At 70.6% G+C, this 20,812-nt stretch carries 19 protein-coding genes; 10 read left to right on the top strand and 9 right to left on the bottom strand.

Annotated elements, in window-relative coordinates:
• Positions 1-51 precede the first annotated feature (51 nt).
• Both ABT114_RS10705 and ABT114_RS10700 read left to right on the top strand, forming a co-directional pair.
• Positions 52-2,067, top strand: a complete 2,016-nt coding sequence (locus ABT114_RS10705; protein WP_351140854.1) for an oxidoreductase — start codon at positions 52-54, stop codon at positions 2,065-2,067.
• 31 nt (positions 2,068-2,098) lie between these two features.
• Positions 2,099-2,659: a PadR family transcriptional regulator gene (locus tag ABT114_RS10700; RefSeq protein ID WP_351140852.1), complete on the top strand. Its 561-nt coding sequence runs from the start codon at positions 2,099-2,101 to the stop codon at positions 2,657-2,659.
• Between the two features lie 13 nt (positions 2,660-2,672).
• On the opposite strand, the gene ABT114_RS10695 is transcribed toward ABT114_RS10700, so the two are convergent.
• Entirely contained in the window at positions 2,673-3,263 is a 591-nt protein-coding gene (locus ABT114_RS10695; RefSeq protein ID WP_351140850.1) for a hypothetical protein, read from the bottom strand.
• 166 nt (positions 3,264-3,429) lie between these two features.
• Positions 3,430-4,410, bottom strand: a complete 981-nt coding sequence (locus tag ABT114_RS10690; RefSeq protein ID WP_351140848.1) for a fibronectin type III domain-containing protein — start codon at positions 4,408-4,410, stop codon at positions 3,430-3,432.
• Positions 4,411-4,817: 407 nt separating this feature from the next.
• Between ABT114_RS10690 and ABT114_RS10685 the strand changes: the two genes are divergently transcribed.
• A complete protein-coding gene (locus ABT114_RS10685) occupies positions 4,818-5,630 on the top strand; it encodes a glycoside hydrolase family 75 protein (protein WP_502988299.1) in 813 nt (270 codons plus the stop codon).
• 7 nt (positions 5,631-5,637) lie between these two features.
• Here the strand turns inward: ABT114_RS10685 and ABT114_RS10680 are convergent, their stop codons facing one another.
• Positions 5,638-6,399, bottom strand: a complete 762-nt coding sequence (locus ABT114_RS10680) for an SDR family NAD(P)-dependent oxidoreductase (RefSeq protein WP_351140846.1) — start codon at positions 6,397-6,399, stop codon at positions 5,638-5,640.
• A 148-nt stretch (positions 6,400-6,547) separates the two neighbouring features.
• Here ABT114_RS10680 and ABT114_RS10675 point away from each other — a divergent pair, with 148 nt between their 5' ends.
• Entirely contained in the window at positions 6,548-7,186 is a 639-nt protein-coding gene (locus ABT114_RS10675) for a TetR/AcrR family transcriptional regulator (RefSeq protein WP_351140844.1), read from the top strand.
• A 21-nt stretch (positions 7,187-7,207) separates the two neighbouring features.
• On the opposite strand, the gene ABT114_RS10670 is transcribed toward ABT114_RS10675, so the two are convergent.
• The 3 genes from ABT114_RS10670 to dhaK are packed head-to-tail and all read right to left on the bottom strand — an operon-like array spanning position 7,208 to position 9,250.
• A complete protein-coding gene (locus ABT114_RS10670) occupies positions 7,208-7,618 on the bottom strand; it encodes a PTS-dependent dihydroxyacetone kinase phosphotransferase subunit DhaM (RefSeq protein WP_351140842.1) in 411 nt (136 codons plus the stop codon).
• Positions 7,611-8,210: a dihydroxyacetone kinase subunit DhaL gene (gene dhaL, locus ABT114_RS10665; protein ID WP_351140840.1), complete on the bottom strand. Its 600-nt coding sequence runs from the start codon at positions 8,208-8,210 to the stop codon at positions 7,611-7,613. The genes ABT114_RS10670 and dhaL overlap by 8 nt, the downstream gene beginning before the upstream one ends.
• Before the next feature lie 47 nt (positions 8,211-8,257).
• Complete coding sequence (gene dhaK / locus ABT114_RS10660) at positions 8,258-9,250, bottom strand: dihydroxyacetone kinase subunit DhaK (protein ID WP_351140837.1); 993 nt, start codon at positions 9,248-9,250, stop codon at positions 8,258-8,260.
• A gap of 562 nt (positions 9,251-9,812) precedes the next feature.
• Here dhaK and ABT114_RS10655 point away from each other — a divergent pair.
• The 5 genes from ABT114_RS10655 (at position 9,813) to ABT114_RS10635 (ending at position 16,314) form a co-directional block, all read left to right on the top strand.
• Positions 9,813-12,026: an MMPL family transporter gene (locus ABT114_RS10655; RefSeq protein WP_351140835.1), complete on the top strand. Its 2,214-nt coding sequence runs from the start codon at positions 9,813-9,815 to the stop codon at positions 12,024-12,026.
• Positions 12,027-12,120: 94 nt separating this feature from the next.
• Positions 12,121-13,302, top strand: a complete 1,182-nt coding sequence (locus ABT114_RS10650) for a sensor histidine kinase (protein WP_351140833.1) — start codon at positions 12,121-12,123, stop codon at positions 13,300-13,302.
• 40 nt (positions 13,303-13,342) lie between these two features.
• Complete coding sequence (locus ABT114_RS10645) at positions 13,343-14,056, top strand: LuxR C-terminal-related transcriptional regulator (RefSeq protein WP_351140831.1); 714 nt, start codon at positions 13,343-13,345, stop codon at positions 14,054-14,056.
• 62 nt (positions 14,057-14,118) lie between these two features.
• Entirely contained in the window at positions 14,119-14,802 is a 684-nt protein-coding gene (locus ABT114_RS10640; protein WP_351140829.1) for a response regulator, read from the top strand.
• A gap of 276 nt (positions 14,803-15,078) precedes the next feature.
• Positions 15,079-16,314: a sensor histidine kinase gene (locus tag ABT114_RS10635; RefSeq protein ID WP_351140827.1), complete on the top strand. Its 1,236-nt coding sequence runs from the start codon at positions 15,079-15,081 to the stop codon at positions 16,312-16,314.
• Here the strand turns inward: ABT114_RS10635 and ABT114_RS10630 are convergent.
• The 3 genes from ABT114_RS10630 to ABT114_RS10620 form a co-directional block, all read right to left on the bottom strand.
• Positions 16,230-16,880 carry an acyl-CoA dehydrogenase family protein gene (locus ABT114_RS10630; RefSeq protein ID WP_351140824.1) on the bottom strand — a complete coding sequence of 217 codons (651 nt, stop codon included), beginning with the start codon at positions 16,878-16,880 and terminating at the stop codon, positions 16,230-16,232. The genes ABT114_RS10635 and ABT114_RS10630 overlap by 85 nt on opposite strands.
• Before the next feature lie 404 nt (positions 16,881-17,284).
• A complete protein-coding gene (locus ABT114_RS10625; RefSeq protein ID WP_351140822.1) occupies positions 17,285-18,697 on the bottom strand; it encodes an amidohydrolase family protein in 1,413 nt (470 codons plus the stop codon).
• 181 nt (positions 18,698-18,878) lie between these two features.
• Complete coding sequence (locus ABT114_RS10620) at positions 18,879-19,430, bottom strand: CoA transferase (protein WP_351140820.1); 552 nt, start codon at positions 19,428-19,430, stop codon at positions 18,879-18,881.
• A 225-nt stretch (positions 19,431-19,655) separates the two neighbouring features.
• On the opposite strand from ABT114_RS10620, the gene ABT114_RS10615 reads away from it, so the two are divergent.
• Entirely contained in the window at positions 19,656-20,744 is a 1,089-nt protein-coding gene (locus tag ABT114_RS10615; protein WP_351140818.1) for an enoyl-CoA hydratase/isomerase family protein, read from the top strand.
• Positions 20,745-20,812 lie beyond the last annotated feature (68 nt).

Here is a 20,812-nt window from a genome sequence, read left to right as displayed (position 1 = left end):
GGGGCCGGTCCTCTACAACAGGAGGCGACGACACCGCGCACGGAGGCCCCGATGAGCCGTTACCCCCACCTGCTGAGCCCGCTCGACCTGGGCTTCACCACGCTGCCCAACCGCGTCCTCATGGGCTCCATGCACGTCGGCCTGGAGGAGGCCGAGCGCGGATTCGAGCGGATGGCGGAGTTCTACGCGGCTCGGGCCCGCGGGGGAGTGGGCCTGATCGTCACGGGCGGCATCGCGCCCAACGACGAGGGACGCCCGTACGAGGGCGGTGCGAAGCTCACCACCGACGCCGAGGCCGCACAGCACCGCGAGATCACCGACGCCGTGCACCGCGAGGGCGGCCGGATCGCGATGCAGATCCTGCACTTCGGCCGCTACGCCTACCACCGTGACCTGGTCGCGCCGAGCCCTCTCCAGGCGCCCATCAGCCCCTTCCCGCCCCGCGAGCTCACCGACGCCGACATCGAGCGGACCATCGGCGACTACGCCCGCGCCGCCCGCCTGGCCCGGCAGGCCGGCTATGACGGCGTCGAGATCATGGGCTCCGAGGGTTACCTCATCAACGAGTTCATCGCCGCGCAGACCAACCAGCGCACCGACCGCTGGGGCGGCTCGTACGAGAACCGCATGCGCTTCCCCGTCGAGATCGTGCGCCGCGTGCGCGAGGCGGTCGGCGAGGACTTCATCGTCATCTACCGGCTGTCCATGCTGGACCTCGTACCCGGCGGCTCCTCGCTCGACCAGGTGATCACGCTTGCCAAGGCCGTCGAGGCCGCCGGAGCGACGATCATCAACACCGGCATCGGCTGGCACGAGGCCCGCATCCCCACCATCGCGACGTCCGTGCCGCGCGGCGCGTACACCTGGGTCACGAAGAAGCTCATGGGCGCGGTCTCGGTCCCGCTCGTGACGACGAACCGCATCAACACCCCGGAAATCGCCGAGCAGTTGCTCGCCGACGGCTGCGCCGACATGGTGTCGATGGCCCGACCGATGCTCGCCGACCCCGACTTCGTCGCGAAGGCTGCGGCCGGCCGCCCGGAGGCCATCAACACCTGCATCGGCTGCAACCAGGCCTGCCTCGACCACACCTTCAGCGGGCAGATCACCTCCTGCCTGGTCAACCCGCGTGCCTGCCACGAGACCGAGCTGATCCTCGCCCCGACCCGGCGGCGCAAGCGCGTCGCCGTCGTCGGCGCCGGACCGGCGGGCCTCGCCTGCGCCGTCAGCGCGGCCGAACGCGGCCACGCGGTCACCCTGTTCGACGCGGCGAGCGAGGTCGGCGGCCAGCTCAACGTGGCCCGCCAGGTGCCCGGCAAGCAGGAGTTCGACGAGACGCTGCGCTACTTCCGTCACCAGCTGGACGCGCACGGCGTGGACGTACGGCTCGACACGTGGGTGGGCGTCGAGGACCTCGCCGACTACGACGAGGTCGTCGTCGCCACCGGCGTCACCCCGCGTACCCCCGAGATCCCCGGCGTCGACCACCCCAGCGTCGTCGGCTACCTGGACGTCCTGCGCGACGGCGCCCCCGTCGGCGACCGCGTCGCGATCCTCGGCGCGGGCGGCATCGGCTTCGACGTCGCCGAGTACCTCACCGACGGCGGCGACAAGGCGAGCGAGGACCCGGCGACGTACTTCCGCCAGTGGGGCGTCGACATGGACTACCGCTCGCCCGGCGGCCTGGCCGCCCCCGAGCGGCCCGCCCCGCCGCGCACCGTCCACCTGCTCCAGCGCAAGGCCAGCAAGGTCGGCGCCGGCCTCGGCAAGACCACCGGCTGGATCCACCGCACCGAGTTGAAGCATCGCGGCGTCACCATGGTCCCGGGCGTGAGCTACGACCGGATCGACGACGCCGGACTGCACATCACCGTCGGCGACGAGAGCACGGTCCTCGACGTCGACACGATCGTGCTGTGCACCGGGCAGGAGCCGCGCCGCGGCCTGTACGAGGAACTGCTCGCCGCCGGGCACAACGCGCACCTCATCGGCGGCGCCGACGTGGCAGCCGAGCTCGACGCCAAGCGCGCCATCAAGCAGGGCACGGAGCTGGCCGCGGCCCTGTAGAGGCGGCCCGGCACCTCCCTAGGATGACTCCATGTCACTCCCGCACGCGATCCTCACCGCCCTGCTCGAGAAGCCGTCGGCGGGGCTGGATCTGACCCGCCGGTTCGACAAGTCGATCGGCTACTTCTGGTCGGCGACGCATCAGCAGATCTATCGCGAGCTGGGACGACTGGAGACCGAGGGGTACATCCGCGCCCTGCCGGCCGAGCAGCCGGCCCGCGGGCAGAAGAAGACCTACGAGGTCCTGCCCGCGGGCCGCGCCGAACTGGCCCGCTGGACGGCCGCCGGCCAGGACCCGAAGCCGCACCGCGACGCGCTCCTCCTGCGGCTGCGCGCCGCGGCCGTGGTCGGCACCGCGGGCCTGGAGGACGACCTGCGCCGCCATCTCGACCTGCACCGGCGGCAGTTGGCGGAGTACGAGGAGATCGAGGAGCGCGACTTCCCGCCCGGCAAGGACGGCACCCAGGACCGGCTGCGGCACCTCGTGCTGCGCGCGGGCATCGACCTGGAGACCTTCTGGACGCGCTGGCTGACGCACGCGCTGGAGGAGTTCGCGGAGCTGGAGCGCGAGGAGCGCGAGGAGCAGGCGTGAGCGCGTGAGCGGATCACAGCCGGTTCGGCTTCGAACGGCGGCGCAGGAACCAGGCCGTGGCGATGACACCGCCACCCACCAGGGCTCCGCCCACCGCTGTCGTCAGGGTGCCGTAGTCCCGGGCGGCACCGCCGAGACCGCCCAGGACGCCCCGCGAGGGCGAGGACAAGGACGTCGCGGAGATGGTCGGCGCGGAAGGCGCGGAAGGCGCGGAAGGCGCAGGGGGCGCAGAGGGCGCGGAGGGCGCGGACACGATCACGGACTGCGTGCCCGCGGTGCCGCCGTTCGAGCACATGACGATCACCGTGTACGTGCCCGGGACGACGTTCGACCAGGCCGCGGACTGGCTGACGCTCGTGCCGGAGAGCGCCACCTGACGTCCCTGGGCGAAGCTCCCCTGGCTGCTGTTGAGGAGCGACGCCGTGCCCCAACTGCCGTTCATCTGGGTGCACGCGCCGGTCACCACCGAGACGGTGGATCCCGCCGTGCTCACGGAGATGCCCGGACCCAGGGCCGCGGCCGGCCCGGGGGCTATGGCGAGCGACAGCGCCGCGGCGGCTGTGACAGTCAGGCCGGCGCGGAGGAGAAGGTGGGTAGTGCGCATCGGTTGTCCTCCGGCGGCACGGTCGGCGGTCCATCCCTTGCGCCGCCGAGGATCGGGAAGGCCGTGCCCCTCGGGTGCAGCCAACGTGTCCCCGGCGCGGCCCGCATTCCGGCCGCCCCCAGCCAGGTGACGGAGTCCTGCGTACGGCGCAGCCCGCCCGGGGACATCACGGGATCGCCCCGCCGCCCGCGCCCGTCGTGACCGTCAGCTCCGCCGAGAAGCCGCCCCAGGTGCCGTCCGGCAGCCTGGCCCGGATGCGCACCCGATGGCTGACCTCCGCCTCCCGCCCCACGTAGAAGCTGTACGTCGCCCGGTCACGCGGCGGGGTCCCGCCCCACACCAGGGAGGTGGCCGGGCGGCCGTCGAGCTGGATCTGGTACTCCGTGACCACGCCGTCCGAGCGCGGCGGCACCCAGGACAGGTCGAGGTAGTAGGCCCCGTCGGCGGCGTGCGTCGTGAGGCGGAAGCCGGACGGCGCGGTGTCCCGCCCGTTGTCGGTGCCCGGCGCGGTGATGAGGCGAACGGTGTCACTGGCGGGCGAGAGGTTGTCGGCCGCGTCCCGGGCCCGGACGGTGAAGGCGTAGCGGGTGCCCGGTCGCAGGCCCGTGACCACGGTCGCGGTCTGGCTCCCGCCGACGCTGTGGATCTTCGTCCCGCCCTGGTAGACGTCGTACGAGACCACCTTCCGGTCGTCCGTCGACGCGGACCAGGACAGCTGGACGGCCCGGCTGCCGGCCGCCCGCCCGCCGAGGCCGCCCGGGCGGGTCGGGGCCGAGCGGTCCGCGGCGGCGGCCGCCGGAGTCGTGGCGCGCACCGCACGGCTGCGCGGCCCGAGCCGTCCGGCGGAGTCCCGGGCACGCACGGTGAAGACGTACGTGGTGGACGGGTGGAGCCGGGTGACGTCCACCATGTGCGCGGCGGCGGGCACGTCCGTCACCTTCGTGGGGCCGCGGTACACCTCGTATCCGCTGATGCCGTCAGCCGCGGAGACCGCGTTCCACATGACGTGCACGCTGGTCGCGCTGCCCGCGTCGGCGGTGACCCCGGTCGGCGCACCGGGCAGCCGGCCGCTCTCCCCGTCGTCGGCGCCCGCCCAGCCGCAGGACGCGACCAGCAGGAGCCCGCAGAGTGGCAGAACGCGTCGCACGACTCGCCTCCCGGCACGGCGGCAATGGTCCGGACCAATATGGCGCTAATGTCGCCGTCTCATCAAGAGGGCGGTCGGGAGGGCGGTCAAGGGGGCGGCCGAGGGGGCGGCCGAGGGCGCCGTCATTGGTGACGCTCCGGGAGAGTTACGTATGCTGAAGCTCCTCACGGCTGAACTCTCCAAGGAGGCAGGGGAGTTCAGCCTGTGGCGCGGACCGCTGTCGTCGCTGATCCCGCGCCGGCGCGGGTGTCCGGGTGGCCGGAGCCTGGAAAGGTTCCGGCCACCCGGCCCCTGTCGGATTATCAGAGGGTGTGCGCCGTACGGCTCACTCAGGGTGGCCAGGTGCTTGGACCCGCACCAGATTTGGGCGAGTGTTCGTCAAGTCCCCCACGAGAGGGTTTCCCATCGTGCGTGTCCAGTCGCTGACGCTGGCTGCGGCCGGCCTTGCCCTGCTGGCCCCGACGACGCTGCCCGACCCCCCTCCGCGGGAGGGCGCCCCGCAGAGGGGAGTGGCGTCCCGGAGCGAGGGCGCTCCGCAGCAACGATTGGCGTCCCCTAGCGAGGGCGCCCCGCAGAAACGATTGGCGTCCCGGAGCGAGGGCGCCCCACAGAAGCGGGTGGTGCCCGGGAGCGAGGGCGCCGTCAGCGCCGCCGACCTGTTGGCCAAGGTGCGCGACTGTGCCGAGGTCTCCAGCGGCCGGTACCGCACCGACGCCGACCAGCCCGCCACCGTCCCGGTCTGCGGCACCGATCGCGCCGTCCACTGGACGGCGGACATGGACATCGACTGTGACGGGCGGCCGGGCCCTCACTGCAACGCCGGCTCCGACCTGTCATTCTCCGACGCCACGGCGTTCACGCAGTCCGACGGCCGCTACCTGAGCGCCGAGGAGCTGCCGTACATCGTCGTGCCCGGCGCGAGCGACATCTGGGACTACCGTGCCCACGGTGTCCGTGGAGGCTCGGTCGCGGCCGTCGTCTACGGCGACCGGGTGCAGTACGCGGTGGTCGGTGACACGGGCCCGGACGAAATCATCGGCGAGGCGTCGTACGCCACCGCGCAGGCGCTCGGCATCTCCGCCGATCCGCACGGCGGCGGCGCGCCCTCCGGCGTCACCTACATCGTCTTCAAGGACTCCGAGGTGTCACCGATCGAGGATCACGCGGCCGCCGTGGCCACGGGGGAGCGGCTGGCGCGGTCGTTCGTGAACGGCGACTGAGCGGCCGTCAGACCGCCGACCAGCCGTCGTCGACCGGCAGGATCACGCCGTTGACGTTGCTCGCCGCGTCCGAGGCGAGGAACACGATGGCGGCGGCCTGCTCCTCGGGCTCGGCCAGCCGGCCGACGTTGACGAAGTGCGGGCCGAGCGCCGCTGGTCCGTGCCCGCTCTGGTCGGCGTCCACGGCGATGGCGGTCTTCGTGCCACCGGGGGCGATGGCGTTGGCGCGGATGCCCTTGCCCCGGTACATCACGGCCAGGTTCTTGGTGAGCCCGACCATGCCGTGCTTGGAGGCGGTGTACGCGGCGCCCGCCGCGCTGCCCCGCAGCCCCGCCTCGGAGGCCGTGTTGACGATCGCGCCCTTGCCTGCCGCGAGCATGTGCGGCAGCACCGCCCGGGTGAGCAGGAAGGGCGCGGTGAGGTTGACCCGGATGACCCGCTCCCACTCGGCGTCGCTGACGTCGGCGAGCGCCGACATCCGGTCCATGATCCCGGCGTTGTTCACCAGGACGTCCACACCGCCGAAGCGCTCCACGGCGGTCGCGGCCACCTGGTCGACGACGGCCTGCTCGCTCAGGTCGCCCGTGACGGCGACGGCGGTGCCGCCCGCCTGCTCTATCTCCTTGACGACCGCCTCCGCGCCCTCGGCGTTGAGGTCGGCCACCAGGACCCTGGCGCCCTCCGCGGCGAAGGCCAGAGCGGTCGCGCGCCCGATGCCCGAGCTCCCTCCGGTGACGATGACGCTGCGGCCGTTGAGTCCAGTGGCCATGGGGGTGCTCCTCGGTGTGCGGTGTGGGGGCGTCGAGCCCGTTGCGCTCCACACAGTACGACTTATTGTCTGTGAGTGACATAAAGTCGTGGTGAAGAATCTCGGATGTACGGAGTCACACCAGAGCCGCCTGGAACCGGAGGGCCGGATGACCGCATCCCACGGACGCACGGGACGACCACCGCTGACGGAGGAGCGCAAGGCCGAGATCCGGCTCGAGATCGCGCGAGCCGCCGTGGAGTTGTTCGTCGACCAGGGCGTCGCGGCGACCACCGGCGAGCAGATCGGACAGGCGGTCGGCGTCTCCGCGCGGACCGTGTGGCGCTACTTCCCGAGCAAGGAGAGCTGCGTACGCCCGCTCTTCACCGCCGGAATCGACGTGATCGCGGCCTTCCTGCGTGACTGGCGCACCGGGCAGCCCCTGGAGGAGGCGTTCGACCAGGCACTGTCCGACGAACTCCGCCTGACACCCGGCCCCGGCTACACCACCGTCGGCGCGCTGGTACGCCTGACCTGGACCGAGCCGGGACTGCGCGCGGTCTGGCTCCAGTCCTACGACGAGGCCGAGCCGGCGTTCGCCCGCGCCCTCGCCGAACGGGCCGGCCTGCCCGCCGACGACTTGCGGCCCGCCATCCAGGCGGCGGTGTTGAACGCGGCCCTGCGCGCGGCAGTCGAGCACTACGCCCGGCGCACGGCCGACACCGACCAGGCCCCCGCCACCGCGGAGGCCGAACTGGCGGCGACCATGCGCTCGGCGCTCGCGGTGGCGGCGGAGGGGCTGGCTTAGCCCTACCTCGTGCGGGTGTCTTCACACCTTCCGGTACGTGTACGCCTCCGCTGCCGCCGCCTCCACCGCGTCAAGGTCGGCTCCCGTCGCCGCCGTGACGACCGCGGCCACGGCGCCCTCCACGAACGGGGCGTCGACCAGGCGGGAGTCGGCGGGAAGTTCGTCGCCCTCCGCCAGCAGCGCCTTCACGGTCAGGACGGCGCTGCCGAGGTCGGTGAGGACGGCGACCCCGGCGCCCCGGTCGACGGACGCCGCTGCGGCGGCGATCAGCTCGGCGCTCGTACCGAGTCCGCCGCCCTCGGTGCCGCCCGCCGGGGCGACGGGCACCGTGATGCCGCCACCCGCAAGCCCCTTCGCCAGCTCGGCCACGGACGCGGCCACCTGCGCGCTGTGCGACACCAGCACGATCCCGACCAGCTTCTCGTCACTCACCGTTCGCCTCCGCGAGAGCGGCGATCAGCAGCGCCGAAGAGGTGGCACCCGGGTCCTGGTGCCCGATGCTGCGTTCGCCCAGATAGCTGGCTCGGCCCTTGCGGGCCTGGAGCGGGATCGTCGCCTCGGCGCCCTGCTCGGCGGCCGTGCGCGCCGCGGCGAAACCGTCGCCGAGGGCGTCGACGGCCGGCACCAGGGCGTCGATCATCGTCTTGTCGCCCGGCGCGGCACCGCCGAGCGTCATCACGGCGTCCACGCCCGCGCGCAGCGCCGTGGCGAGCTGCTGCTCGTCGACCTCCGCTGCGTCGCCGAGCGCCTTGCCGGTGCGGCGCAGCAGTGTCCCGTACAGCGGTCCGGACGCCCCGCCGACGGTGGAGATGAGCTGCCGCCCGGTGAGGATGAGGACGGCACCGGGAGTCTGGGGCGCCTCCTTTTCCAGCGAGGCGGTCACCGCGGTGAACCCGCGCTGCATATTGCTGCCGTGGTCGGCGTCCCCGATGGGCGAGTCGAGGGCGGTGAGCCGTTCCGCCTCGCGGTCGACGGCAGCCGCGGTCGCCGTCATCCAGCGGCGGAAGAAGTCGGCGTCGAGCACTGGATCTCCTTGCGTGGTAGGTACGTCGGCCTTCGAAACCCGCCGGATCAGGCGCCCCAGCGCAGGCCCGGCGTCTTCACCGGCGCGTCCCACAGTCGCAGCAGTTCCTCGTCGACCTGGCACAGCGTCACCGAGGCACCCGCCATGTCGAGCGAGGTCACGTAGTTGCCGACCAGCGTGCGGGCGACGGCGACACCGCGTTCCCTCAGCACCCGCTGCACCTCGGCGTTGAAGCCGTACAGCTCCAGCAGCGGCGTCGCACCCATGCCGTTGACCAGCACGAGGACCGGGTTGCGGGCGGGCATGTCCTCCAGGATGGCGTGGACGGCGAAGTCGGCGATCTCGCCCGAGGTCATCATCGCCCGTCGCTCCCGGCCCGGCTCGCCGTGAATGCCGATGCCCAGCTCCAGCTCACCCGGCGGCAGGTCGAAGGTGGGGCTGCCCTTGGCGGGCGTGGTGCACGCGCTGAGCGCGACGCCGAAGCTGCGGGAGTTCTCGTTGACCTGCCGGGCGAGCGACTGCACCTGGTCCAGCGGCTGCCCCTCCGCGGCGGCCGCTCCGGCGATCTTCTCCACGAACAGCGTGGCTCCGGTGCCGCGCCGGCCGGCCGTGTAGAGGCTGTCGGTGACCGCCACGTCATCGTTGACCAGCACCTTCGCGATCCGGATGCCCTCGTCCTCGGCGAGCTCGGCCGCCATGTCGAAGTTGAGGACGTCCCCGGTGTAGTTCTTCACGATGAACAGGACCCCCGCCCCGCTGTCCACGGCCGCCGCCGCACGCACCATCTGGTCGGGCACGGGGGAGGTGAACACCTCACCGGGACAGGCCCCGGACAGCATCCCAGGACCCACGAAACCGCCGTGCAGCGGTTCGTGCCCCGAGCCCCCGCCGGAGACGAGGCCGACCTGCCCGGCCACGGGGGCGTCCCGCCGTACGATCACGCGGTTCTCCACGTCGACGGTCAGCTCCGGATGGGCGGCCGCCATGCCCCGTAGCGCGTCCGCGACCACGGTCTCCGGGACGTTGATGAGCATTCTCACTGGTACCTCCGGATGACGTTAGCAGGCAGTGCCCTGACCTGCGTCTTGCCTGGTCAGATTGGTGGTGCTGGGTTTTGGATCTTGGCGGTCCTCGGCGGTCGATGGCGGGGTTGGGCGGGGCTGATGCTGATCCAATGCTGACTTTGGTGATGGCCCGTCAGGTCGTGCGATCGGCCGTCGGTGGTCCAACGCCAGTATCGATGGATGGCCGGTATCGGGCACCTATTGCGACATGAATGCACGTAGGCATACGAGCGTGGGGGCCGGACCGGGCATTCAGGGGTACGAGGACCACGGCCGCGCGGAGCAGCTGCGTCAGACGAAGGTCTGTCCACTGTCCCCGACGGTGACGACTCCCCTGCCAAGAACGCCGTCGTGGGATGGCTGTCCGGCATGAGGCCGGAGTGCTCGGGGCGGGACTTTCGTCGTTGTCCTGCAGGTCATCGTGCGTGCTCCCTACTCAATATTCAGTAGGTCGATTGTCTGCAGCCGCATGACGACGTGAGCGGGCTGTTTCGCGAGGCTGGAGGGGTTCCCAAGATCAGAAGTGGAGTCCCATCCCATGGCGACATTCCTGTACCGGCTGGGACGTGCGTCCTTCAGCCAGCGTCGATACGTGGCGCTGCTGTGGGTCGCCGTCCTGGCGGCGGTCGGCATTGCCGCAGTCACTGCCTCTGCGGCTCCTGACGACTCGTCCTCGATGCCCGGCACCGAGTCCCAGCGGGCCTTCGACCTGATGGACGAGCGGTTCCCCGGGGCGGCGGCGGACGGGGCGAACGCCCAGATCGTCTTCGTCGCGCCCGATGGCCAGAAGGTCACCGCCCGTGACAATCGGCAGGTCATTGAGAAGACACTGTCCGAGTTGACCGGCGATGCGCAGGTCGCGTCGGCGAGCGACCCGTTCAAGACGAGCGGTGTCAGCGAGGACGGTACGACGGCGTACACGAGTGTCTCGTACAAGGTGGGGGCCGACGACCTCACCGACGCGAGCACGCAGGCGTTGCAGGACGCCATCGACGAGGCCCAGGACTCCGGCTTGACGGTCGATGCCCGTGGCACCGCCGTGGCGGGCTCGATCGAGTCCGGCGGTCTCGGCGAGGGCGTGGGTGTCCTGGTAGCCGCGTTGGTGTTGCTGATCACATTCGGTTCGCTGGCCGCGGCAGGTCTGCCGTTGCTGACCGCGATCATCGGTGTGGGTGTGAGCATGCTCGGCATCAAGGCGCTGAGCAGCGCTCTGGGCCTCTCGTCGTCGACCGGCACGCTGGCGACCATGCTGGGCCTCGCGGTCGGTATCGACTACGCGATGTTCGTCATCGCCCGCTACCGGGAGGAGCGCGGCAAGGGGCAGGACCCGAAGGAAGCGGCCGGTCTCGCCGCCGGCACGGCCGGGTCCGCGGTCGTCTTCGCAGGACTCACCGTCATGATTGCGCTGGCCGGCCTTCTGGTGGTCGGTGTGCCGACGCTGACCAAGATGGGGCTCGCGGCCGCGGGCGCGGTGGGTGTTGGCGTGCTGATCGCGCTGACCTTGGTCCCGGCGTTCCTCGGATTCTGGCCGAACGCGGTGCTCGGGCGCCGGGCGCGCAAGGGCAAGAAGAAGCCGAAGCAGACGGGCCGGGTCGGCGCGGCCTGGGCACGCTTCGTGCTGCGTCGCCCGCTGTCGGTGCTGCTCCTGTCGGTGGTCGGCCTGGGCGTGGTCGCCGTACCGGCGATGGATCTGCAGTTGGGCATGCCGGGTGATGAATCGAAGGCGACGTCGACCACGGAGCGCCGGGCGTACGACGATTTGGCCGAGGCGTTCGGTCCTGGGTTCAACGGGCCGCTGACCGTGGTGATCGATGCGGACCAGGCCGATGACGCGAAGACCGCGGTGGCGAAGGTCTCGGACGACCTGAGCGGTACCGAGGGCGTGGTGTCCGTCTCCCCGGCCCAGTTCAACGAGGCGGGCGACACCGCGATCGTGTCCGTCACCCCGTCCACCTCGCCCACCAGCGAGGAGACCAAGGATCTGGTCAACACCATCCGAGGCGAGCGCTCCGGCATCGAGGCGGAGACCGGAGTCACGTACGAGGTCACCGGCACGACCGCTGCCAACATCGACATGGCTCAGAAGATGAGCGACGCGCTGATCCCGTACCTCATCGTGGTCGTGGGCCTGGCTGTTCTGCTGCTCATGGTGGTCTTCCGCTCGATTCTGGTGCCGCTCAAGGCGGCCGCGGGCTTCCTGCTCTCGGTGCTCGCCTCGCTCGGCGCGGTCGTGGCGGTGTTCCAGTGGGGCTGGGCCGCCGACCTGCTCGGGCTCGAGCAGACCGGCCCGATCATGAGCATGATGCCGATCTTCCTGGTGGGGATCGTGTTCGGCCTGGCGATGGACTACGAGGTCTTCCTCGTCTCGCGGATGCGTGAGTCGTACGTCCATGGAGAGCGTCCCGGTCAGGCGATCGTGTCCGGGTTCCGGGCGAGTTCGAGGATCGTGCTGGCGGCCGCTCTGATCATGACGTCGGTGTTCGCCGGGTTCGTCACCGCCGGAGAGTCCATGGTCAAGACGATCGGGTTCGGCCTGGCCATCGCCGTCCTCTTCGACGCGATCGTGGTCCGTATGGCCATTGTGCCTGCCGTGCTCGCCCTGCTCGGCGACCGCGCCTGGTGGCTGCCACGGTGGCTCGACCGGCTGCTGCCGAAGGTCGACATCGAGGGCGAAGCGCTCGCCCGGCGCTCGACTGGCGCGGTGAGTGCCGAAGTCCCCGAGACCGACGAACGCGTCCCCGAGCGCGTCTGACCCCCCGTGTCCGTGTCCGGCAGCGCACGCGTTGCCGGACACGGACACGTCCGTTCCTGCCACCGGGGCACTGCGGCCTCGACCGGAGACTTCGATGTTCTCTCGCCTTCGGCTTGACCTGCGCGACCATCCACGGTCCGCCGATGCGTCGGCCATCGCCGGTGCCTTCGCGCTGGCCGTCTATGCCAGCGTGCAGGGCACCTGGGGTACTTCGCCGGACCAACTCGCCTGGTGGCCGGGCGTGGTCCTGTCGGCACTCGCGTGCACCGTGCTGTGGTGGCGCCGCTCTTACCCCAGAGCCGTCATCCTGATCGCCGGGATGTGCTTCAGCCCGGCGGTCGCTTACGGCTACCTCGCCACACCGCTGCTGCTCGCGCCGGTCATGCTCGCGCTCTATTGGCTGGCGACCGAAGCCGACCGCTGGACCGCGCATCTCCACGGTCTGGTCATGGTCGTCCTGGTGGCAACGCCCTCCGCGTTCAGCGGCAACTTCGGCAATGCTCTTCTGGCCACTCTCAACCCGGTGTTCTTCCTGTTGTTTCCGGCGGCGTGGGGCTCGGCCCGTCAGTCACGTCGTGCGTACCTGGAGTCGCTGTACATGCGCGCCGAACTGGCCGAGCGCACCCGTGAGGAGGAAGCCCGTCGACGCGTGGGGGAGGAGCGGGTGCGGATCGCCCGGGAGTTGCACGACGTGGTCGCTCACCATCTGGCGCTGGCCAACGCCCAGGCGGGTACCGCGGCCCATCTGGTCCGGCGCAAGCCCGAGCAGGCCGAGCGTCTGATCACCGATCTGGCGGGCACGACCGCGTCGGCGTTGCGTGAACTCAAGGCGACCGTGGGCCTGTTGCGCCGTCCCGACGAGGAGGGCACCCCCACGGATCCGGCTCCAGGCCTGGGACGACTGCCGGAACTGATCGAGGAGCACGCGGCCATGGGTCTGGCCGTGACGGTGTCCACCGAAGGGGAGGAGCGTCCGTTGGCGCCGGGGGTGGACCTGACCGCGTATCGGATCATGCAGGAGGCCCTGACCAACGTGGGGAAGCACGCGGCGACGGGGACAGCGCGGGTGACGCTGTCGTACGCGGGCAATGTGCTGACCATCACGGTCTCCGACGACGGCGCAGGGCAGATCACCGCTCCGGACGGGGCAGCGCTCGGTGGCTACGGCTTGATCGGCATGCGCGAGCGCGCTCAGTCCGCAGGCGGTCACTTCACGGCGGGGCACCGGCCCGACGGCGGCTTCACCGTCACCGCCGAACTCCCGGTCAACTTCTAACACTTCACCTCTTGTGAATCCTTTGAAAGGCCACCACACCATGTCCCTTCGTGTCATCGTCGTCAGCGCCCAGGCACTGACACGGGAAGCCCTCCTCAGGGTGATCGAATCCAGCGGTGACATCACGGTGGTCGCTGCGGTCGGCGACCACAGCGCAGCGGCGGACCTTGTCCGGGCCCATCGGCCCGATGTCGTCATCGTGGACAGTCGCGGATGTGGAGGCGATGCAATAGCGGCTCTGCGGGGCAGACCTGGTGGGTCCGCCGCCCAAGTGCTCCTGCTGGACCACGATGCCAACGACAGGGATACCGCCCGAGCGCTGCGCTCCGGAGCGAGCGGCCTCCTCGGTGCGGATGTGTCAGCGGCAGGTCTGCTGTCCGCCGTTCGTGCCGTCGCCAACGGTGGGACTCCATTGTCCGCGGTTGCCACCCGGATGCTGGTTACCCACTTTCGGTCCGCACCCTCTCCTGGCCTTCAAGGAGTGCCGAGCGCGATGCTCGCGCTCACCCCAAGGGAGCAGGAAGTGACCGCTCTGGCAGCACAGGGAAGGAACAACGACGAAATCGCCGAGCATCTCAGTGTCAGCTTGTTCACCGTGCGTACTCATATACGTCACTCCCTGAGGAAACTGGGGGCCCGTAATCGGGCCCAACTGGTGGCCCTTGCATTCAAAACCGGCCTGGTCAGTACCAGATCTGCAGGTGGAGGGGGACAGCCCTACGTGTCGAGCCCGGCTGCCCGCGGTTCTGCCTGATGATCGACAGTATGTAACTGAGAATATCCCGTCTGACCTGCGCACCCGATGAAGGAACCTGAATGACCATCCGCGTTCTGCTCGCAGACGACCAGGCATTGCTGCGTACTACCTTCCGCATGCTGATCGATTCCACCGATGACATGGAGGTCGTCGCCGAGGCGTCCGACGGGGCTGAAGCGGTCCAGCTGGCGCGCACACATCGACCCGATCTCGTCCTCATGGATATCCGTATGCCCGGCACCGACGGCCTGGCTGCGACGGCCGCTATCTGTTCGGACGCGGATCTTTCCGGAACTCGCGTGCTGATCCTCACGACGTTCGAGATCGACGAGTACGTGGCACAGGCGCTGCGGGCAGGAGCGAGTGGCTTCCTGGGCAAGGACGTGGCGGCCGACGCGCTGCTCGAAGGTATCCGCACGGTGGCCGACGGGGAGTCGTTGCTGTCGCCGGCGGCCACCCGCGTTCTTGTCACTCGATTCCTTGCCACCCCCGAGCCCTCCACCGACAACGTGCTGCCTGAGCGGTTGACCGCGCTGACCGCCCGCGAACGGGAGGTCACAGTGCTGGTGGCCGAGGGCAAGTCCAATACCGAGATCGCCGAGGACCTCTTCCTCAGCCCGCTCACCGTCCGCACGCACATTCAGCGCGCCATGACCAAACTCGACGCCCGTGACCGCGCCCAACTCGTAGTCATCGCCTACCAGTCGGGGCTCGTCGAACCCGGCCCGACACCCTCATCGTGAACCCATGATCAGAAGGGCGATGTCGTCGTGTTGGTTCTGGCCGGAGAACTGGCGGGCGTCTTCGTAGAGCGACAGAGGCAGTTCATCCTGACGTTGTCAGTCTGTGTAATGGCAGAGAGATACCTGTGCGAGCGGGTGCGAGGCACTCGAACTCCTGAAGCGTGGTCAACTATTGCCCACACGATGCCATCGCTGTGGCCCGCGGCAGCCACGGCCCGCCGAGTGCCGGATTCGCGTCGTGGCGCGACGGCCCACGACACACCGGCGGTATGCCCGATGATGCGCAACGGCGTCATGGACCATGAGCATCCCCACCATCCGGAGACCGCGATGCCGAACCGTTTTCTGCGCCACCTGCACGATCACCCGAGATCTGTCGATGTCTTGACCATTGGGTGCGCGCTCGTGCTGTCTGTCTACGCCAGCTTTCAGGGCACCTGGGGGACGACGCCGAAGCAGCTCGCCTGGTGGCCCGGGGTGAGTCTTTCCGTGCTTGCTTGTGCCGCATTGTGGTGGCATCGCAGCAATCCGCAAGCCGTGGTTGTCGTCACTGGGATTTGCGCGACTGCGGCCTCCGCCTATGGGTACTTGACGACGCCGCTCTTGTTCGCGCCGGTCATGGTCGCTCTGTACTGGTTGGCCCTTGAAGGCGATCGCAAGAGCGCAAGTCTGTACGCCCTCGCGGTTGCGGTGCTGCTCATTCCGTCGGCCCTGCTGACCGGCACCTACAAGAACACGGTGCTAGTGGTCCTCAATCCTGCGTTCTTTTTGTTCTTGCCGGTGGCGTGGGGTTCGTCAGTGCAAGTGCGTCGTGCGTACGTGGAGTCGTTGTTCACGCGGGCCGAGCTGGCAGAGCGCACCCGCGAGGAGGAAGCGCGTCGGCGTGTGGGCGAGGAGAGGGTACGGATTGCACGTGAGTTGCATGACGTGGTCGCTCATCACTTGGCGCTGGCCAACGCCCAGGCGGGCACCGCCGCACATTTGGTGCGGCGCCAGCCGGAACAGGCGGAGCATTTGATCAGCGAATTGGCGGGGACAACGGCATCGGCGCTGAGGGAGTTGAAGGCGACGGTGGGGTTGCTGCGTCGCCCGGAAGAGACGGATGCGCCATTGGAGCCGGCTCCGGGATTGAGCCGGTTGCCAGAGTTGGTGGCAGCGCACACTGCTGCAGGGCTGACCGTCGAAGTGGTGATGGAGGGGACGGAGCGGCCTCTGGCGCCAGGGACGGATCTGACGGCGTATCGGATCTTGCAGGAGGCGTTGACGAATGTGAGCAAGCATGCGGCGGGGGCGGTGGTGCGGGTGACGCTGGTGTACGCGGCAGATGTATTGACGATCACTGTGTGTGATGACGGGGGCCAGGGTTCGACTGGCGTGACGGGTGATGAGGTGGGTGGGTACGGGCTGATCGGGATGCGGGAGCGTGCTCAATCCGTGGGTGGTCGATTCGCGGCAGGGGGCAATGCCGACGGCGGTTTCACGGTCACCGTCGAACTGCCGATGTACGCCTGATCCATTGCCTGGTTCATGGCGCCTGCGGCGCGCTCGTGCCCCAGGCTGGTGCGCACGAGGGGCCGGCCGCCGTTCTCCTCGCCGACCCGGTCGGCGACAGGTACGCGTACCTCGTCGAAGAAGACTTCGGCGAAGAGATGGCCGCCGGTCAGATCGCGCAACGGCCGCACCTCGATGCCCGGGGCGTGAGCGTCGACGATGAGGTGGCTGATGCCGTGCCGGCGGGATGCCGCGGTTCCGGTGCGGACGAGCGTGAAGAAGACGTCGGCTCGGGCAGCGTGACTCGTCCACACCTTCTGGCCGGTCACGATGTAGAAGTCGCCGTCCCGTCGGGCGCGTGTGCGCAGGGCCGGCAGATCGGAACCCGCGCCGGGCTCCGAGTAGCCCTGGGCCCATACCCGGTCCCCGCGCAGCATGGCGGCGAGCCATCGCTGCTCCTGTTCTTCGGTGCCGTATCGGATGATCGTCGGCGCTGCGATACCAAGGCCCGTCCCGATCGGGGCGGGGACCCGCGCCCGCGCCAACTCCTCTTGGTAGACGACCTGATGGGCGAAGGGTAGTTCCATCCCCCGTATTCCTTGGGCCAGGCCGGGCCCGCGTAGCCGTGGTCGAAGGGCGTGGCCTGCCAGGCGCGTGCCCAGGTGAACCGTTCGTCGAGACCGCGCGGGCGCGGCCCGAATGGCGAGGCATTGGCACGCCGTCTTCGTCTCGCCCGTCAGCAGCGTCGAGGTCGCCTCGGCGCTCGCCGTCCTCCGTGCGCACCCCTTCCCGTGACAAACAGGACGTGTTGATGAAGATCCGAGTACGAGTAATGCTGACGGCAGGAACCCTGGCAGCCGGCGGCATCCTGGCCGGCGTGGTCGGCAACTGGGCGAATCGCTATCTCCGCGAACGGACAGCGCAGCCGACAACACTCACGCGCCCGGGGTTTCCGTACGTACGCCCCGGCCGCCGGTCGGCTTGCTCGACGTCACTCGGCCCACACCACTTCGCCGGCGATCAAGGTCGCGGTGACGAGGTCAGCGGACGGTTGGGCCAGGGCCTCCGCTCGGGGCGCGCGCAGCAGCACCAGGTCGGCCGGCGCCCCCGGCGCGACCCGTCGCGGTGCTCCGCCCGGAGTGTCGGGAGAGCCGAGGTAGGCGTCGAGTGCCCGAGGTGCAGCGAGCCGTTCCGCTGTGCCGACGACGCGTCCGGCCCGGGTGCGTCGACGCACCGCCGCGTCGATCACCGCCCACGGGTCGACAGGCCCGTACGGTCCGTCACTTGACAGGGCGATCGCAACCGCGCCGTCGACCAGCGACTGTGCCCGGTAGAGGTCGGCCAGATCGGCGGCGGGGATGTCGCGCAGGTAGTCGTCGCCGCGGTGGGCGACGAAGCCGGGCTGGGTGACCACCGCCAGGCCGAGGGCGCGCAGCCGGGAGATCAACTCGGTGGGGATCAAGGCGGCGTGCTCGATCCGGTCGCCCGCGCGTGTGCCGGCCTGTTCCAGGGCGACCATCAGGAGGACCAGAGCCTCGCGGGTCACACAGTGCACGGCCACCGCCCGGCCCGTGTCGTGGACCGTGCGGATGCGGTCGACCAGGGCGTCGAACTCCGGGAGGCCGGAATCGGCCAGGACGATCTTGTACGGTCCGGCGGTCGGCGCGCGCGGACCGGCCGGCGGGGTCCAGTTCAGGGGTGCGCCCAGCAGGTGTACCCGCTGGGGGAGGGCGCCGGTGCGCATGGCCGCGCCGATCGCGCCGAGCGCCGTGGCGTCGAGATCCGGGGTCGCGTCGGTGACGTGCGTGATCCCCAGGCGGGCGAGGCGCGTACCGACCGCCCGCAGGTCGGGGGGCCGGGCTGCGAACGACCGGGTCCGGAGCCAGTCGTCGGCACGCCACAGCCGGCCGGTCGGATGCCCCTGGGCGTCCCGTTCGATGCCCGGATGGTCCGCACGGGCCAGATCCAGGGCCTTGGCCCCGGCGGTGTTGACGATCCACAGCGCACCGCTGCGGTGCTGGATACGCACGGGGCGGGCGGCGTACACACGGTCCAGTGTCCCGGCGTCCAGGAGACCGGCGACGTGTTCGCTGTATCCGAGTCCGCGGACCCAGCCGCGCTCGTCGGACGGGGCGTGCGCGAGCGCCGCGGCCAGCGACTGCGGGTCGTGCACCGTCGGCGGGCCGCATGCGACGGAGCGATCCGCCGCGGCCATGGCGTGCAGATGCAGATGGTGGTCACAGAGGCCGGGGAGCAGGGCGCCCCCTCGGGCGTCGAGCACGTCTTCGCCGCGCCGGGGCGTCAACTGTGCGCCGACCTCGACGACGGCGCCGTCCCTGATACGCAGGTCCGCCACCGTCCGGCCGTCGAGTTCCGCGTCGTGGAGAAGGACGCCCCTCGTCACGGCGGGGGAATCCGCAGTTTTGCGCGGCAGTGCCTGGGCCTGGTGCCTTCCACGCGCCCTCCGTGTCCCGGGCCCGGTGCCCGATTCCGGTCCCGCACCAGGCAGTTCGGGGATTCGATCGCCGCCACGCCGACGGTACATCGCCCGCCGTGCGTTCAGGAACTCCGCAGCGAGAAGCGGTTCATGGCACCGGTATGCCCAGCCGGCGAAGCACCGTCGCCGTGTCCGCGCCTGTCGTTGCCGCTGCGGCAGCAGGCCGGCGCCGGGTCGGCGGATCCACGGCCAGAGTCGTGGCACCGGTGTCCAGGAGCCAGCGGTCGCCCTCCCGCACGACCCGCCCTTCGACCGTCGGAGCGGAAAGAGTCGTGGCCACTACGTCCGCCATGGCCACGTCCCACACGGCTCCGCCCTTCCCGGGCGGTCGGGAGAGGGCGAGTGCGGCGGCGAGGAGGCCGGTGAGGGGGTCGGCGACGGCGTCGCCGGTGAAGACGGGCTGCCCTTGGGCGTCCACGGCGAGCAGCCCGCGGGCCGCGGCCACGTCGTCCCCGAAACCGACCCGCTGCGAGGAACGGCCGAAGGCGGTGATCGAGATCCAGGTGCAGCCGCGAGCGGCCTCGGCGTGTGCGTCCAGTCCGAACCCCGCCAGGGCTCGCGGCCGTGACGCCTCGATCACCACGTCCGCCCGCCCGACCAGGGAGTGCAGGGCGGCGCGACTCGACGGGTGGGCGGGCACGCTCCGCCGGCAACCGAGCACCGTCGATGCCGGTTCGTCCGGCCGCTGCGGTGACCAGGTCCCCCAGCCGGGCGGCGAAGGTGGCTGCCCCGCCCGGTGGCAGCAAGGGAGCCTCACCGGCGTGACCGGTGAGGGGCAGTACGCCACTGCGCGCCCAGTCCCGGGCGATCTCCGCGGCCTCGGCCCGCCGCCCAGTCGACCATGGGGGGATGGTAGACCGGACCCGTGACTTCGACCGCTGTGATCACCGTCGCCGATCTCGCGGCCGGTGCCGCCGACGCCGATCTGCTGGACGCCGACGCCTGCCCGCACCGGCCGCTGATTGTCCTCGACCTGGACGCGGGCTCCACTCCCAGCGCCGCCGAGTGCGAGGTCGCGGTGCGCCGGGCGCGGGAGAGCGACCGGCTGCTGGTCGGCCGGACCTCGCGATCGGCTCCCCACTGCCCCCCGCCGCTCCTGGACGCACTGGACCTCACCCTCGTACGGGCGGCGCGCGACCACCTCTGCACGGCAGACGCGGCGAGCACCCCGACCGTGCTCGCCGCCGAGGACCCCCTCGCCGAAGCCGAAACCCTGCGCGCTCACGCCGAGGACCAGCCACACGCGGCCCTGGTGCTCCGGCAGCTCCTGCGCCTGGCGTCGCGGCTGTCCGTGGAACAGGCTCTGGACGCCGAGTCGTTCGCCTACTCCACGCTCCTCGGTGGTCCGGGCTTCGCCCGCTGGCTCGGGGCGCGCGGCGAGCGTCCGCAGCCTCCGCAGGCAGGTGACGAGCCCGTTCTGGCGAGCCGCCAGGGCAGCACGCTCCGGATCACCCTGAACCGTCCCGAGCGCCGAAACGCGCACAGCGCCCGGATGCGCGACGCCCTGACCGCCGCCGTGAGCACCGCCATCTGGGACACCGGCATCACCGAGGTCGTACTCGACGGGAACGGACCGTCGTTCTGCTCGGGCGGCGACCTCGACGAGTTCGGCACCGCACCGGACCTCGCCACCGCTCACCTGATCCGCACCCGCGCGGGCGCCGCGCGCCAACTCCACGCGATCCGCGGACGGCTGACGTCCAGACTGCACGGTCACTGCGTCGGGGCCGGCATCGAACTGCCCGCGTTCGGCGCCCGTGTGGTGGCGGCTCCGGACACCCTGATCCGGCTGCCCGAACTGGGCATGGGCCTGATTCCCGGAGCGGGCGGAACCGTCAGCATTCCCCGCAGGATCGGCCGTTGGCGCACGCTGTACCTGGTCCTCGACGGCAGGGTCCTCCAGGCCGACCGAGCTCTGGCCTGGGGACTGGTGGACCAGGTCGAGCAGTCGTGACGAGCCGGTGGTAGGCCATGGTCAGTTCGAGCATCCGCCGGCCGATCCCGACCAGCAGCGGGGAGATT

It is taken from the genome of Streptomyces sp. NPDC002088, from assembly GCF_040296605.1.
In the GTDB taxonomy this organism is placed as follows: Bacteria; Actinomycetota; Actinomycetes; order Streptomycetales; family Streptomycetaceae; genus Streptomyces.
This window is presented reverse-complemented; position numbering and strand designations above follow the sequence as displayed.

Excerpts from the sequence above, each read along its gene's own strand:
- ABT114_RS10705 (WP_351140854.1), top strand. The coding sequence starts at position 52 with ATGAGCCGTTACCCCCACCTGCTGAGCCCGCTCGACCTGGGCTTCACC.
- ABT114_RS10700 (WP_351140852.1), top strand. The coding sequence starts at position 2,099 with ATGTCACTCCCGCACGCGATCCTCACCGCCCTGCTCGAGAAGCCGTCG.
- ABT114_RS10695 (WP_351140850.1), bottom strand. The coding sequence starts at position 3,263 with ATGCGCACTACCCACCTTCTCCTCCGCGCCGGCCTGACTGTCACAGCC.
- ABT114_RS10680 (WP_351140846.1), bottom strand. The coding sequence starts at position 6,399 with ATGGCCACTGGACTCAACGGCCGCAGCGTCATCGTCACCGGAGGGAGC.
- ABT114_RS10675 (WP_351140844.1), top strand. The coding sequence starts at position 6,548 with ATGACCGCATCCCACGGACGCACGGGACGACCACCGCTGACGGAGGAG.
- ABT114_RS10655 (WP_351140835.1), top strand. The coding sequence starts at position 9,813 with ATGGCGACATTCCTGTACCGGCTGGGACGTGCGTCCTTCAGCCAGCGT.
- ABT114_RS10650 (WP_351140833.1), top strand. The coding sequence starts at position 12,121 with ATGTTCTCTCGCCTTCGGCTTGACCTGCGCGACCATCCACGGTCCGCC.
- ABT114_RS10645 (WP_351140831.1), top strand. The coding sequence starts at position 13,343 with ATGTCCCTTCGTGTCATCGTCGTCAGCGCCCAGGCACTGACACGGGAA.
- ABT114_RS10640 (WP_351140829.1), top strand. The coding sequence starts at position 14,119 with ATGACCATCCGCGTTCTGCTCGCAGACGACCAGGCATTGCTGCGTACT.
- ABT114_RS10635 (WP_351140827.1), top strand. The coding sequence starts at position 15,079 with ATGATGCGCAACGGCGTCATGGACCATGAGCATCCCCACCATCCGGAG.
- ABT114_RS10630 (WP_351140824.1), bottom strand. The coding sequence starts at position 16,880 with ATGGAACTACCCTTCGCCCATCAGGTCGTCTACCAAGAGGAGTTGGCG.